This window comes from Rhizobium sp. P2_G2, from assembly GCF_056403555.1.
Genome location: NZ_JBFUFF010000068.1, coordinates 1 through 12,787, shown reverse-complemented (window position 1 = coordinate 12,787; position 12,787 = coordinate 1). Strand labels below are relative to the sequence as shown.

Below are 12,787 nucleotides of genomic sequence, written 5' to 3'. Positions count from 1 at the left end.
AATAAGGACCGGCGACATCCCGCCGGAATTCACAGCAGGCGTTGTCGAACGTTATCGCCCACCCGCGCAAATGCGGCGAGGAACTTGGACCTCGCTTATCTTTGTCGCTCTAGGTGCTTGCAGCGGGCGCGCACAGGTCGCCAGACGAGAGGAGCGTCGGTCTCGCGCTTCAGCGGCGCGGATCCGGGAGTTTTAAGAGGTCTCTTAGCCATGCTGGGATTGCGCCAGAAATGGATTAAAATTGGCTGAGGAGGAAATGAGGGAGGTTGAAAATGCCATTCACCGGGTTGGTAATGCTGCCTCAAGAGATGGAAGTCGTGCAAGACGTCTTCAAGGCGGTGGTCGATGAGTCTTGGTTTCACCGGACAACATCCAACGAGAAGGAATTTGCGGAATTTGTGCTCCGCGCATATCGCACAGGCATAACCGATCGGGACCGTCTCTTAATCTATTGCCACGAGGCTGCGGCGCTTCGATACAGCCGGCATGCTTGACCTGCAATGCGAGCAAACCGCGGACAAGACAAAGGCCCGCCGCAGTTGGGTTCACGGTGGGCCTCGTACACGGCTCGGAGGCGGATACCTTGAGGGGACAATGGTAAGCCGAGCCTGGCGTCTGCGCAATCAACAGACAAGCTTCGCTCAGGTTCCGCGTATTGGCGTGAAGTGTCAGAAATGCCGGCTATTGTACGGTTACGCATTGCAAATGTAGAACAGCAATTTAACTGAAGCTTGATGTTGGATAGACTACATTATCATTGCTCAGTTATATGAGCACGGGCGCGGTGTCCTGCACGCCGTACGGTGCCGCGAGTCGCCGTGGTTCGGCTTCATCCTCCGGACCGCCCGTTTTAACCGAAGAACTAAAAAGAATGTCTGGTAATCGAATTGCGAAAGGACGTTGTGCTGCGATTGACGGCAGATGCCGGAATGAAGACGGGCGACGGTGTGCCGGCAGACGCGATAATGAATTATGGTTTCGATCGAGGGTTCGATCTTGATGAGATGGAGGCAACCCTCGTCACTCCGGCGAAGCGGGGATGGATAATCGTCGCAGATGACAATATTCATCTGACTCGGCTTGGGTATTTGTTGATCAGTCCAGCAAACGACAACGGCTGACCACGAGGAATGTCAGATGTGCGGGCGCTTCACTGAAATGCTGCCATGGCCGCAGTTCGTCGGGCTTTACCGGCTAACCGATCGCTGGTTCGGCCGGAACGTCCCCGCCCGCTATAACATCGCGCCGACGCAAACGGTGCCGTTCATTCATCATGATGTCGATGGTCAGCAGGTGTTGAAAGAGGGCCGTTGGTGGCTGGTGCCGCATTGGGCCAAGGAACTGCCGAAAGCGGCCATGTTCAATGCTCGGATCGAAACGGTCGATACATCTGGCGCCTTCAAAGATGCGTGGAAATCAAAGCGATGCCTGATACCCGCTGATGGATATTACGAATGGACCAAGGCTGAAGACGGCGGCAAAGACCCGTGGTTCATCTTTCTTCCCGGCCCATCTCCATTCGCGTTCGCCGGCCTTTGGGCCCACAACGCCGCGCTCGATCTTTACAGTTGCACGATCATAACCGGTCCCGCCGTCGCGCCGACAGACCAGCTTCACGACAGAATTCCCTAGATCCTCGACCCGGGATTTCATGACGCTGGCTGTCCATGGATACGCCGCCGGCTGACCTCAAGCCCATGCTGGCGCGACATAATTTGAATGGCCAGCTACAGTTCCACCGGGTTTCCCGTGACGTCAATTCATCGAAATTCGACGGTGACCCGGGGTGCGTTAACCCACTGTAGGAACCAGCGATTCCTGACTTCGTTGCGCCGGAAAGGAGACGCCGATGAACCGACCTCGCCGGCCTGGCCAATATGACGACCGCTTCCTTGAGTGTCAGGAGTCTATGGAAGATCACTTCAACGATATCATGGATGCAGCGAGGGCGGCTGGCTGGACGCCTGCCGAAGCCGCTGCCGCCGTCGTGGAACTGGCCGACAACTACATGCTGAAGCAATTCGCGATCGAGGACACGAAGGCGAAGATTGCTCTCGTCGTGGACAGGGAAAGCCGACGGAGACATAAGCGCTAACCCTCTTGCGGAGTCCGTGATGATCTGCTTGTTTAGTGGAACGTTTGTAGAACAGAACGGAGTCCGGCAATGACGATTTTAGGTGATCGTGTCAAAGACGTGGAAGAGCAAATAGCAGCGATGGAGCCGGCACTGAGATCAGCGGTAGCCAGTCAGGGTGTGCATGAATTCATGCTCGTCCACCTCCTGAGCCATCTGGGCACCTTTGTAGACGACCGGGAAAGCTTTATGGCCGCCGTAATGCAGGGTGTCGAGATGAGCATGAAGGTGCAGGCGGACCAGGTGCGCGGCCGATACGGCGAGGGAGCCGACCGGTCGATAAAAGAGACACTGAATTATCTTGAACGCGTCAAGACGATGGTGATGGGGACCGTCGAGATGCCTATGCCAAAACAGGCAAATTAATCGCACGCGGTGGAAGCGGATAAATATCGGCCACGCTACCAATGGCGCCTGACCTGGCCGGTGGAGCGCGACGACGATTTCGCGGGATACGATGGGGAGCAATATATCGGCCGCATTTATCAGACGCACCATGATCCGATCAAAGGCAAATGGAACTGGAATGCCAGCTACCCGAAGGGTTTTCGAGGTACGCCGCCGCTGCCGATAGGCGGATTCGTTGACACCGCACGTGAAGCGTCACGAAAGGTTGAGGAATATTGGGATGACGCCAAGGCGAAAGCGCGCGTTTAACGTTCGAGGGAACCAGATTGCTCTTGCGCAGTTTGGAGTGATCACAAGCCCCCCGTGCCGGAAACACATGGGCTCGTGAAGGCCGCTCCGTTTCGCTGCTCTCTGCAGCGCAACCCGCCTGACGGACCCTCAAAAAAGGCGAAGGAGCGGCCACCTTCGAGAATCTTGAAACCACACTCGTGTTCGCCATATCGCATCTGACCGACGACTTCAAAAACTGCTGAGTGCGGTTGAAAATGGCCGACAGTGCTCGTTTAATGATGTAGGGTTGCGTAGTTCGACAGCACAAGGCACTTGACTGCCCTGAGAGGATCTTTGACAACCGAATTACGCACTAACATCGTGCTTCGGTATATGGCGGAAACAGGGATGATGCCCGACGATGGTGTCGTTGCCGATGACGTAATAAATTATGGCCTGGACAGAGGATTCAAGATCGATGAAATGGAGGCCGCACTCGTCCGCGCCACAACGAAAAGGTGGATAACGGTTGTCGATTACCGCATCTATCTAACCCGGCTCGGGCATGTATTGATCAATGCGGCAAATGACAATCGCTGAGCACTAGCCACGGTGCAAACTTCTGACATACCATTAGGGATGCACGAGCTTGAAAACCAAAACATCGAGCTCGTGCGGGCCGCTCTCAACAACCGCGAACCATGCATCGCGGTGCGTCTTTGCCAACCCCACCCTTCAATGAAGACGCGGGGAGCGGCCGCCGGCTCGTCTGAATATTTGATACCACAGAGGTGTTTGCCGCCGGGAACTGACAGAGCGCCGATTTGTTAGGGCATTTTCGCTCGGGAAACCCCGGCCGTGTATTGCACCCAAGCGGACCTTGAGATGGCCGAGCGGCGTGTCGCGCAAGGCGAAAAGCATGTGGCTCACCAAGAGATCACGATCAGTTGGCTTTCGGGACGTGGCCACACCGTTGAACTGGCTGAGAAGCTCTTGGAAGGCTCCGCCAAGCTCTTGGGCAGCATCGTGGGCGCCGGGACCGGATAGCGGCGGACCTTCGATCAGGCGATGGGCGATAAGCATGCTGTGCGCGTAAAATGCCGCTTTCCAAAATTCGAAAGCATAGGCGGCGGGACTCGCACGAGCCAAAGGTGGTTGCTTGCGTCTTGTGCGAGAAGTGGCGGATAAACAGACCGCTTTCGATGCGGCGCAAAATGCGATGGCGCGAATTTCGTTCCACCGAGTGCGTCTGGAACATATTGCCCATCGCCAAGTTCGAAATGCCGCAGTGCGTTCTAACACACATCACGCGCCCTGCAAGTCGCTCCTGCCCGCGGGTAATGCCGGGCGCATATTGCGCGCTATCCTGCAACGCAGAACGGGTGGGAGCGACCGGATTGTACGGTCGTGTCCAGTCCCGAATGGCGATCGAACCTTTCCGCCAGTCGGACGTCTGTTTGATGCCCTTGCTATCCCGAGGGCTCCCGGCGTGACGAGAGTCTGGCAGGATAGTGCTGCTGCTGCAGGGCGCAACCGCCCGGATTGCGCTCGTTTCAACGTGATCGAGTGCGACGGTACCCTGACGCATCGCGCAAAAAGCGTCGAAGAACGCCTCGCCAACACAGACAAGGTGTTCAAGCAGATCAAGGACAAAGAGACCCGGGAGAAGCAAGCCAAGAAAGAGCGCTTGCGGCAGGCTCGGGAAAAGGCTGCAATCGAAGCGACAGCGGCGAAAAATACTCGGAGGCCTTAGTTGTTGAGTTTCGGCACGATTTGATCCAACTTTTCATTTCGCGTTAGCCTGTCAAATCCAACGTAGTGGATTGTGTGCAAACATCTTTAATCGCGCTGAGCGGATCACGGCGAAATGAAAAACGGGTCAAATCGGGCTGAAAATCAACATACGGGTGCCGGAGACGATATTTCCGCGCCGCGGTCGCCGGCCGGCATGTCGGCGCACAGCGGCGGGCTCCCCTCCCCTCTTCCGGAACCACATGCTTCGCTGCCCGCCCATCTGCAACAGGTGGCGGTGCGGGCGCGTGGCTATGTCGAAGCCGCCAGTTCCGCCAATAAAAGGAAACCCTATGCGTCGGACTGGAAGCATTTTATCGCCTGGTTGCCGCCGCCAGAATGTGTCCCCCCTGCCCCCGGATCCGCAGGTCGTCGGCCTTTACATCACCGCCTGTGCCAGTGGCACCGCCTCCGGAAGTGCCGTCGGCACGGCCGAGCGCGGCATGAAGGGAAACTCTGTTTCAACGATCGAGCGGCGCCTTTCGGCCATCAGCTGGAATTGCGCTCAGCGCGGCATGGCGCTTGACCGCAAGGATCGGGCGATTGCCACGTTGATGGCCGGCATTCGCAACACCCATGCCGCCCCTCCCCGGCAGGAAGAAGCAATCCTGCCTGAAGACCTGATCGCCATGCTCGAGACTTTCGATCGTGGCACGCTAGGGGCGCGCCTGGTGAAGCGCGCCGCGATGGCCGCCGGCGTTCGCGGCGACCTGAGCGAAATCGAACGCGCCTTCAAATTCTCCGGCCACTCGCTGCGTGCCGGTCTCGCCTCCTCAGCCGAGACGGGCCAGGTGGCAAGACTGCAGTGCCGCCGCAGATCACGCAAGGCCCCGATTATGCGATACGGTAGGCGTCGCGGCCCTGGCTGCGGTGGCCGGACCATCGCCCGTCCATCAACCGCGACCAATCCTCCAGATGCCTGGTTCGGGACGCGGATCAGAAACGTCCTGGCGTTGGTACTTGCTGGGCCGCGATGCGCGCCAAAAAGCAAACCCGATCATGGTAGCGGTGACGGCAAGCGCGATTAATCCGATTGCGAAATTGGGCACCTGTGCCTCCTGTTCTTGCAGGCAGGTATTTAGCATTCAGGGCAGGCACACTGCTGTTCCCGTCGTTACAAAGCTCCGGCTTAGGCCAGCATATGAGGACTGCGCCGCAATGCCCATCCATTGCTGGCCGGTCAATGCGTTCGCTTTCTGGCGCGCATCGCGGCCTGCAAATACCAGCGCCGGCATGACCGGTTTAGAGAAGGCGTCGAGGCTACGAGAGCCCCTCCCCTACCTTCTACGAGGGAAGGATTCTCATCTGCATCGCTGGCCGTGTTCATGCGATTTCGGATGAATTCCGCAAGGTAACCGGCACATATTCCATGGCGACGACACCATTGCTGAGGGGCGAAGCCGAAATCAGCTCAAACTGCTGCTGTTCTCCAGGTGCGAAGAGAGGTTTCCCCTGACCGACTGCGCCGGGATAGCTGAGCAATCGGATGCAATCGACCAGGTCGTGGCGCAGAAGCTGCTGGGCGATACTGAGGCTGCCATGCACATAGATGTTGCCGCCGTCGCCAGCCTTCAGCGCCCGGACCGCGTCCGACAGCGAGCCCTTCAGCAACTCGGCCGGCTTCCATTCGAGCGTCTTCAGGCTCGATGACACGACATATTTCGGCAGCGCGTTGAACCTGTCGGCGAAGTCGCCGCTTTCCTTTGGCCAGGAGCCGGCAAAAATCTCGTAGGTCGTGCGGCCGAGAAGCATTGCCCCGCTATCGGCAAGCTCCTCTTCCTTGAACCTGTTCATCTCATCGTTCCAGGTCACGCTGGGCAGCTTCTCGACCTCGGCAATTCCGTCGATGCTGATGAATTCGGTAACAATAAGCTTCCTCATCTTATCCTGGTTTCCTGATTGCAGCACGGTAATTTCCGAAGTGATGTTTTGAAGACGGGCGACGCCACTCAAATCCGACATTGTGCGCGCATTTCTCTTGGATAGCGGTCGCTGACCCGCCCTGCCGAGCAATCAGGCGTTGACGTATCGGAGCAAGGTGATGCCGTCGCCGAATTGCTCACCCTCGACCAGCGCCAGCTATTGGGCGTGGTTTTCCGAAAAAAGGCGGATGCCGCGGCCGAGCACGACCGGAAACCTGTCCGCCACTGCATAGATAGCCCCAGACACCCGAAAGCGCGACTCAGAAGGTCGCCTTCCGGTCGGTGCTCGCCAAGAGATAGTCTCCATTGAAGCTTACTTTCCAGGGCTAGAAGCTACCAAAAGCGGTCAGCAACGTCTACGGCCTGTTCTTTGAACAGGAATGCTGCACCCATTAGGCATGCACTATGCGCTACTCATCGAACGCGCTTCGCTCTAGCGCTCAGAACATCAAGTCCGCGTGTGTCTGTGCCGCCGCCGCGCCTTCACCGACAAGCGTCAAGTGCGCGGGGTCGGAACCACCTGGGCCGGTATATATGTCCTCTACTTGATGCGTGCCAGCCGTGGTGCCATCAGTCACCCAGATTTCCTGCCCGCCCTTCTTGCTGCGTGCAGAGAATATAAGCTCGCCGTCGAGCTCGGTGTAGTCGGTAATGTTGTCGTACTGCGTCGCGATGTCCTTGACGAGCTGGGTATCGCCGGTCTTCGTGTTGTAGCTGTAGAGCGCGGAGCTATCTTGATTGTCGTCCCGGAAGCCTTCGAAGAGGATCTTCTTGCCCAGGACGCCTAAATCGCTGGGGATCGCGTGGATGTCATGGCCTTTGTAGGTCATCGGCAGTCTCTCTGTTCCCTGGCTGGTGGCGTCCGAATGCCAGATGTTATAACCGACCCGGTTGTCAGGAAGCCTGTACTCCTGCAGAAAATAGAATTCGTTGCCGACGACCGCTGACCTGTTGATGTCCGCGACGCCGTCGGTGCTATCCTTGACGGTATCCTTGACCATATGGGTGCCACCGGCAGTTCCATCGGTGATCCAAAGCTCCTTTCCGTGTCGGGAGTCATTGGCGACGAAGAAAGCCTGGTCACCCAACGCGACGAAATTGTTATGGTCCTGATCGCCGACTTCGAGATTTGCCCCTTCTGTGCCGCGATTGATATCCTTGAGCATGTGTGCTCCTCCGCTCGCAATGTCGGAGGACCAGAGTTCCATGCCGTGCCTGACATCGGTGTTGAAGAACAGCACCTCGTTTCCGAGTTCAAAATAGGAGAAGGACGAGCTGACGCCCGCGAAACTGAACTGCGGTGCCAAGCTGTTGCCATCTACCTTGGCGACCTTGGTTTCAAACGTGTTTCCATCGCTATAGGACAGCCAGGTCGAATTGCCACCGGTAAAGAAGATGAAGTCCCCTAGCCCGACGCCGGTAAAATGCATCAGGTCCTTCGTGCCGGCTTCTGTCCCGTCGGTGACAAAGACGTGATTGGGATCGCCATTCCCATCGGACGCCTATATTCATGGTAATAAAAGAGGTTGCCATCGGAATAGGTTTCCTCAAGCGAGCCGTTGGCGAAATGCGTGCGCGACAGGCGATGGCCGTGCGGCGAGAAATAATCGATATCCGCATCGGAGTTCGTCACCGCGAAAGACACGACAAAGGCGCCGGTCGCCGTACCATAGATACTGCCAATCTGCGTATTGTCGAAATCCGCGTATGTACCGATACGCTTGGTACCGCCGGCCGTACCGTCTGTTTCGTAAAGGCCCGCGGAATATCTGCTGCGTGCAGAAAAGAAAACTTCAGCCATGCTCCACTCTCCGCCGGTTCATCTCTGCTAAGCACTGCTCTGCATTATGTTTACTTCCCGTCAATGTATAACACAACTGTGTTCACCGCATTTGACTAATTGGAGTATTTGATGGCTGAGGAATCGACTCTTTTGCGTTAGAGGTGCACGGAGGCGGTGACGAACGGCGACACGGTTGACGTTGCTCGCGGGCTGCAAACGGCTGCACGTGGGATGTTGCGTCAGCCAATAAGCGATCGACCGAACCCCGCCAGCTCTGCCATAAAGCGGAATGCATCGCCCATCATGCAAGACAAAAAATATACGTCCCTGAGCTCTTTGAAATATTTTTGATTGTATGTTGAATGTGTTAGCGTCCTGCCGCCATAACTTAAAGAGGGACACATGCCACCCTGAGGGCTGGCTTTGTCTTATTAGCGGTTGTTCGGAAGACTAAACCGGATTCGACCTTCACGCCCTATAGGCGAACTAGCGGAGAGCCGAGCGAAGCGGCAAAAAGCTTCGTGTTTGCTTTTGAGCAGGCAGACGGCCAAGCCATTGGTGATAGTGCAGGCGATACGCTGCAATCGCACTCGCAGAGGACTGAGTTTCAACGGCCCCTTTTGAACAATCGCAGAATAACCTCCTACGGCTATCGGCGAAGGCCGAAGATATTCTGCAGGGGAATGCTCGAACCAGAGCGCGGCTATCTGCTATCGCGGTGTCGGGCACTCAAAAGAAGTTCTCTTAACCACCAGCCGCGATACAGGTCGCTGGGTCATTCCTAAAGGCAACGTGGAGAAGAAGGAAAACGACCGCCAGGCGGCCGCCCGCGAGGCACGTGAAGAAGCCGGCATATCAGGCAAATTTTCGAAAGAGCCTTTCGGCCATTACACCTACATTAAGGTGAAAGGAAACATTGCCTGCATTGTCAGCGTCTATCTGCCTGAAGCCACGGACGCGCGCCCACAGTTTGCAGAGGCAACGAAGCGGCAGTTCGAATGGGTTTCTGCTTGTGAGGCTTCCAGACGGGTTGTCGAGCCTGAATAAAAAGCCTTTTGTCAAAATTTGCCGTATCCAATTAGGCTTGGCGTTCTCATGGGCAGAGTGTCGCGATCGCCGTGACGATATCCACACTCTGCCGCCTTTGATCCCCGTCAGAATATGAAGTCCGTTGCGTGCAGATCAGCCTTGGATACGTGGTCGAGCACGAGATCGTCGGCTCCGGAGGTAATGTGGACGTTGCCGGCAACCTCGCTCACGTGATTCTTCATCATGTCCTTGAAGTCCGCAATGTCGACCATACCCGAAAGATCGACCTTATCGACACCCTTGTGGAAGTCCTTGACCTCGTCGGCGTCGAAGTTCGTGGCAAACACGAAGGTATCGTGGCCCTTGCCACCCGTCAGTATGTCGTTCTGCCCTTCGCCGCTGAGAACATTGCCGCCGCTATTGCCCTTGATGATGTTCTGCTGGCTGTTGCCGGTCCCATGGAGGTTCTTGGTACCGAGAAGCGTGAGGTTTTCCAGCTCGGAGTTCATTAGCGCGTTGGTGTTGAAGGAGAAGGAAACGGTCGATCTGACCGTGTCCGTGCCTTCGCCGGAAAGCTCGTTGATCTGTGTCTTTGCCGAATTGACGATGAACAGGTCATTGCCGGCGCCGCCGAAAATGTCGCCGGAATATTTGCCGTCGAGATTGTTGAAGACGTCCTTGCCAGCGCCCAGCATGATATCGCCGCGGATCGTGCCGTGGTTGATCACAACCTCGTCGCCGTCAGTGGCGCCAACGGCGGTGGCATCGTTCATGGCGATCAAACCGTCATTGGTTATTTTGGTCTTTTCTCCCGTCGAACTTGTGAGGTTGATGCCTTCGTTGTCTGCGGCAATAACGCTGGTTTTGCCAAGATTTACCGTCTCGCCGCCAATATCCAAAAATATGCCGCTGAAAAGAGCGCGGATGGATCCGTTGTTGTCGATGACGCCGTCCTTGGAGTTCATGTCGATCCCAACTAGGCCGAACAATTCGCCATTGTTGACGGCATGCGCATTGGCACCACCCATCGATATCGCCGATGCGAAGCCGTTGGCAGTGACGATGCCGTTGTTGGTGACAAGAGCGTTGGCTCCCGTTGCACTAATACCGGTATCGCCCGTTACCGAGCCGCCTTCGCCGACGGTAATCTTTGAATCCCCACCTTCGAACAAAACACCCGCGCCGGCCGCCGCCCCAGAGTTGACACGCCCATTGATAATGATCGTATCATTGGTAAGGTTAGCTGCCTGATGAATCGAGTTGTCTTCACCGCTGAAGACGTGGCTCTCGCCGAAAATCCAGGTATGATTGGAATTGCCGAGTTCGTAGGTGTTGGAATCGTCAGTGTTAACGACGGTCGTCTTTGCCATGCTTGTCTCCCCATTGGCTTTGGTATGAGCCTTCAACGGTCGGCAGCGCGCTATTATTCAATAGCGAACTCCCATAATCGGGTTTTAGCAGTCATGGTGTGCAGCGCCTGGCAGCGGAGGACGCGGCGGCAGGTCTGGGAGAGAACTTGCATCGAAGCAGTTTCGAGCCCCTCCTACAAGCATTTGAACCGCTTCGATGTTGAGTTTCGGCACGATTTGATCCAATTTTTCATTTCGCGTTAGCCCATCAAATCCAACGTAGTGGATTGTGTGCAAACATCTTTAATCGCGCTGAGCGGATCACGGCGAAATCGAAAAACGGGTCAAATCGTGCTGAAAATCAACACACAATGTCAAATAGTGGGATATATTCATTGCAGCTACCTTCATCGATGTCCGCCGCCGGCGCACTGGAGCCATGTTGTGCGATAAACGGCCGGAAACCTGACATCGAATCTTATACTGAATCGTGTCAGGTTATCTGTCCCCCAACATTCAAGACTTCCGCAACAAAAAAGCAGGGTCATACCTGCATCTGCTTTGTGCGGTTTCGCACATTCATTACCCGCCCCGCTTGAACGCAAGACCGGTAGCGCGCGCGCCGCAAAGGTGGTCGACTGGCGAAGCTCTCGCCGGACGACATTGAGGCCGCGCGCCTTGCTTGCCGCAGGCCGCATCCCTGTCGCGGAGGTTGCTAGGCGCATGGGAGCCAGCCGCACATCGTTGTATGACTATTTTTCTCAGGCTCGCGTCCGCGCCGGCACGGCCAATGTGGAAAGGGCCGGCAGCTGATGCCCATCCGGCCGCAACATCGCTGGCTTTATCCGATTGACTGGCAGCAGCTGACAGACCTGGTGCGCTTTGAGCGGGCGAAGGGGCGGTGTAAGCATTGTCAACGTCCGCATGCCAAGATTGTCTGCCATTTTGGCGATGGCCGTCGGTGGGATGAAGACGCCAGTACTTGGCGGGATGTGAAAGGGCGGATTGTCCGCATGGGCGTGCCCCCTGCCCCGGAGCCAGGCCATGCGCCGGTCACGCGGGTTTACCAGGCGACCTCGAACCTGGATAACAATTCCGGCCACAATGACTTCCGCAATCTCAAGGCGCTTTGCCAGCGCTGCCATCTCATGATCGACCGGCCGGAGCATTTCCGGCGGCGCCGGCTAATTTTCTGATGAGCCGGGCTTGAGGCGACCTGTTCGAAGGCTCTTACCAACTTATCTGACGGGTATCCCTCTCGACACCCGTCCATCGGAAATCTAACCCGGCGATGAACCACTAAGCCCTACACTCTCAATGAACGTGCGGCTCGTTGCGCCGGCGAGCGGCTGCAGCGATCAAGTTCTCCGTCTCGGGTGCAAGCAAATCATGTTTGCCGGCGAAGGCCTCGAAGGCGCCCCGGGCTGTTTCGGCTTCTACCTCGCCCAGCAACGCGGCCTTGCAAGCTTTGACAGCCATCACACGTGCCGTATCGCGCATGTAGCCAGGGGCTTCCTCTAAAAACATGTAGGCATCCAAGACATTACGGATATCCCGGGGCTGACCTAGTCCGACCAGAATGCGGACCGGCTTTTCAAACGTATCGGGTGTCACGGCTCCTCTCCTTTCGTCCCGATCATCTCAGCAGCACCGGGCATGCGGGCCCGGTGCAAGTGGTACACTGGCGCGCGAGGCGCCTTAGGCGGCTTTCTGGCCCTCGATTTGCTGCGGATTCGAGACAGCCAGTGACGGTGCCGTCTGAATCGCGATCTTGCGCGGCTTCATCTCTTCCGGGATCTCGCGAACAAGATCGACGGACAGCAGCCCGTTGACCAAGTTGGCGCCGGTTACCCGAACGTGGTCGGCAAGTTCGAACTTGTGCTCGAACGGCCGTCCAGCAATGCCACGATGCAGGTAGCCTTCGGTCTGGTCAGCCGCCTTGTTGCCGCTGACGATCAGCAGGTTGGACTGGAAGGTGAGGTTGAGATCCTGTTCACTGAAACCGGCCACCGCAATGCTGATGCGATAGGTGTCGTCGCTCGTCTTCACGATATCATAAGGCGGCCAATCACTGATGGAACGGACGCGTTGAGCATTTTCCAGAAGGTTGAAAACCCGGTCGAAACCAACGCTGGACCGGAACAGTGGACCGGAACAGTGG

At 56.7% G+C, this 12,787-nt stretch carries 16 protein-coding genes and 1 pseudogene; 11 read left to right on the top strand and 6 right to left on the bottom strand.

Translation table 11 applies throughout. From position 1 onward, the window contains the following. Window positions 1-272: 272 nt before the first annotated feature. From AC1D06_RS30520 to AC1D06_RS30480, 9 genes and pseudogenes are all read left to right on the top strand, one after another. Window positions 273-494 (top strand): hypothetical protein, encoded by a 222-nt coding sequence (locus AC1D06_RS30520; protein WP_477989706.1) that lies wholly within the window; start codon window positions 273-275, stop codon window positions 492-494. Window positions 495-929: 435 nt separating this feature from the next. Continuing rightward, window positions 930-1,121: a hypothetical protein gene (locus AC1D06_RS30515; RefSeq protein ID WP_477989705.1), complete on the top strand. Its 192-nt coding sequence runs from the start codon at window positions 930-932 to the stop codon at window positions 1,119-1,121. A gap of 16 nt (window positions 1,122-1,137) precedes the next feature. Beyond that, the gene (locus AC1D06_RS30510) at window positions 1,138-1,632 is read left to right on the top strand and encodes an SOS response-associated peptidase (protein ID WP_477989704.1); all 495 of its coding nucleotides are present in this window, start codon (window positions 1,138-1,140) and stop codon (window positions 1,630-1,632) included. 217 nt (window positions 1,633-1,849) lie between these two features. Continuing rightward, on the top strand, window positions 1,850-2,095 hold the full coding sequence (locus AC1D06_RS30505) for a hypothetical protein (RefSeq protein ID WP_477989703.1): 246 nt from the start codon (window positions 1,850-1,852) through the stop codon (window positions 2,093-2,095). A 69-nt stretch (window positions 2,096-2,164) separates the two neighbouring features. After that, window positions 2,165-2,500 carry a hypothetical protein gene (locus AC1D06_RS30500; protein WP_477989702.1) on the top strand — a complete coding sequence of 112 codons (336 nt, stop codon included), beginning with the start codon at window positions 2,165-2,167 and terminating at the stop codon, window positions 2,498-2,500. Window positions 2,501-2,560: 60 nt separating this feature from the next. After that, window positions 2,561-2,791 carry a hypothetical protein gene (locus AC1D06_RS30495; RefSeq protein ID WP_477989701.1) on the top strand — a complete coding sequence of 77 codons (231 nt, stop codon included), beginning with the start codon at window positions 2,561-2,563 and terminating at the stop codon, window positions 2,789-2,791. A gap of 369 nt (window positions 2,792-3,160) precedes the next feature. After that, window positions 3,161-3,352, top strand: a complete 192-nt coding sequence (locus AC1D06_RS30490; RefSeq protein WP_477989700.1) for a hypothetical protein — start codon at window positions 3,161-3,163, stop codon at window positions 3,350-3,352. A gap of 889 nt (window positions 3,353-4,241) precedes the next feature. Continuing rightward, window positions 4,242-4,505, top strand: a complete 264-nt coding sequence (locus AC1D06_RS30485) for a hypothetical protein (protein WP_477989699.1) — start codon at window positions 4,242-4,244, stop codon at window positions 4,503-4,505. A 195-nt stretch (window positions 4,506-4,700) separates the two neighbouring features. Further along, window positions 4,701-5,301 (top strand): annotated as a pseudogene (locus AC1D06_RS30480) (integrase); the annotation flags it as partial. Between the two features lie 565 nt (window positions 5,302-5,866). On the opposite strand, the gene AC1D06_RS30475 reads toward AC1D06_RS30480, so the two are convergent. The 3 genes from AC1D06_RS30475 to AC1D06_RS30465 form a co-directional block, all read right to left on the bottom strand. Next, window positions 5,867-6,424: a dihydrofolate reductase family protein gene (locus AC1D06_RS30475; protein ID WP_477989698.1), complete on the bottom strand. Its 558-nt coding sequence runs from the start codon at window positions 6,422-6,424 to the stop codon at window positions 5,867-5,869. A 481-nt stretch (window positions 6,425-6,905) separates the two neighbouring features. Next, window positions 6,906-7,895 (bottom strand): hypothetical protein, encoded by a 990-nt coding sequence (locus AC1D06_RS30470; RefSeq protein ID WP_477989697.1) that lies wholly within the window; start codon window positions 7,893-7,895, stop codon window positions 6,906-6,908. After that, window positions 7,895-8,266: a hypothetical protein gene (locus AC1D06_RS30465; RefSeq protein WP_477989696.1), complete on the bottom strand. Its 372-nt coding sequence runs from the start codon at window positions 8,264-8,266 to the stop codon at window positions 7,895-7,897. The genes AC1D06_RS30470 and AC1D06_RS30465 overlap by 1 nt, the downstream gene beginning before the upstream one ends. A gap of 633 nt (window positions 8,267-8,899) precedes the next feature. Between AC1D06_RS30465 and AC1D06_RS30460 the strand changes: the two genes are divergently transcribed. Continuing rightward, window positions 8,900-9,295, top strand: coding sequence for an NUDIX hydrolase (locus AC1D06_RS30460; protein ID WP_477989728.1), 396 nt, complete (start codon window positions 8,900-8,902; stop codon window positions 9,293-9,295). 107 nt (window positions 9,296-9,402) lie between these two features. On the opposite strand, the gene AC1D06_RS30455 is transcribed toward AC1D06_RS30460, so the two are convergent. Beyond that, window positions 9,403-10,647 (bottom strand): hypothetical protein, encoded by a 1,245-nt coding sequence (locus tag AC1D06_RS30455; protein ID WP_477989695.1) that lies wholly within the window; start codon window positions 10,645-10,647, stop codon window positions 9,403-9,405. Between the two features lie 992 nt (window positions 10,648-11,639). On the opposite strand from AC1D06_RS30455, the gene AC1D06_RS30450 reads away from it, so the two are divergent. Next, the gene (locus AC1D06_RS30450) at window positions 11,640-11,822 is read left to right on the top strand and encodes a hypothetical protein (protein WP_477989694.1); all 183 of its coding nucleotides are present in this window, start codon (window positions 11,640-11,642) and stop codon (window positions 11,820-11,822) included. A gap of 118 nt (window positions 11,823-11,940) precedes the next feature. On the opposite strand, the gene AC1D06_RS30445 is transcribed toward AC1D06_RS30450, so the two are convergent. Together AC1D06_RS30445 and AC1D06_RS30440 are read right to left on the bottom strand one after the other, a co-directional pair. Continuing rightward, window positions 11,941-12,240 (bottom strand): DUF982 domain-containing protein, encoded by a 300-nt coding sequence (locus AC1D06_RS30445; protein WP_477989693.1) that lies wholly within the window; start codon window positions 12,238-12,240, stop codon window positions 11,941-11,943. A gap of 84 nt (window positions 12,241-12,324) precedes the next feature. Next, window positions 12,325-12,771, bottom strand: a complete 447-nt coding sequence (locus tag AC1D06_RS30440) for an Hsp20 family protein (RefSeq protein ID WP_477989727.1) — start codon at window positions 12,769-12,771, stop codon at window positions 12,325-12,327. Window positions 12,772-12,787: the final 16 nt, after the last annotated feature.

Bases quoted from the DNA above. Each gene is read 5' to 3' on its own strand.
- AC1D06_RS30520 (WP_477989706.1), top strand. From the start codon at position 273: ATGCCATTCACCGGGTTGGTAATGCTGCCTCAAGAGATGGAAGTCGTG.
- AC1D06_RS30515 (WP_477989705.1), top strand. From the start codon at position 930: ATGAAGACGGGCGACGGTGTGCCGGCAGACGCGATAATGAATTATGGT.
- AC1D06_RS30510 (WP_477989704.1), top strand. From the start codon at position 1,138: ATGTGCGGGCGCTTCACTGAAATGCTGCCATGGCCGCAGTTCGTCGGG.
- AC1D06_RS30505 (WP_477989703.1), top strand. From the start codon at position 1,850: ATGAACCGACCTCGCCGGCCTGGCCAATATGACGACCGCTTCCTTGAG.
- AC1D06_RS30500 (WP_477989702.1), top strand. From the start codon at position 2,165: ATGACGATTTTAGGTGATCGTGTCAAAGACGTGGAAGAGCAAATAGCA.
- AC1D06_RS30490 (WP_477989700.1), top strand. From the start codon at position 3,161: ATGATGCCCGACGATGGTGTCGTTGCCGATGACGTAATAAATTATGGC.
- AC1D06_RS30475 (WP_477989698.1), bottom strand. From the start codon at position 6,424: ATGAGGAAGCTTATTGTTACCGAATTCATCAGCATCGACGGAATTGCC.
- AC1D06_RS30470 (WP_477989697.1), bottom strand. From the start codon at position 7,895: ATGCATTTTACCGGCGTCGGGCTAGGGGACTTCATCTTCTTTACCGGT.
- AC1D06_RS30465 (WP_477989696.1), bottom strand. From the start codon at position 8,266: ATGGCTGAAGTTTTCTTTTCTGCACGCAGCAGATATTCCGCGGGCCTT.
- AC1D06_RS30455 (WP_477989695.1), bottom strand. From the start codon at position 10,647: ATGGCAAAGACGACCGTCGTTAACACTGACGATTCCAACACCTACGAA.
- AC1D06_RS30450 (WP_477989694.1), top strand. From the start codon at position 11,640: ATGGGCGTGCCCCCTGCCCCGGAGCCAGGCCATGCGCCGGTCACGCGG.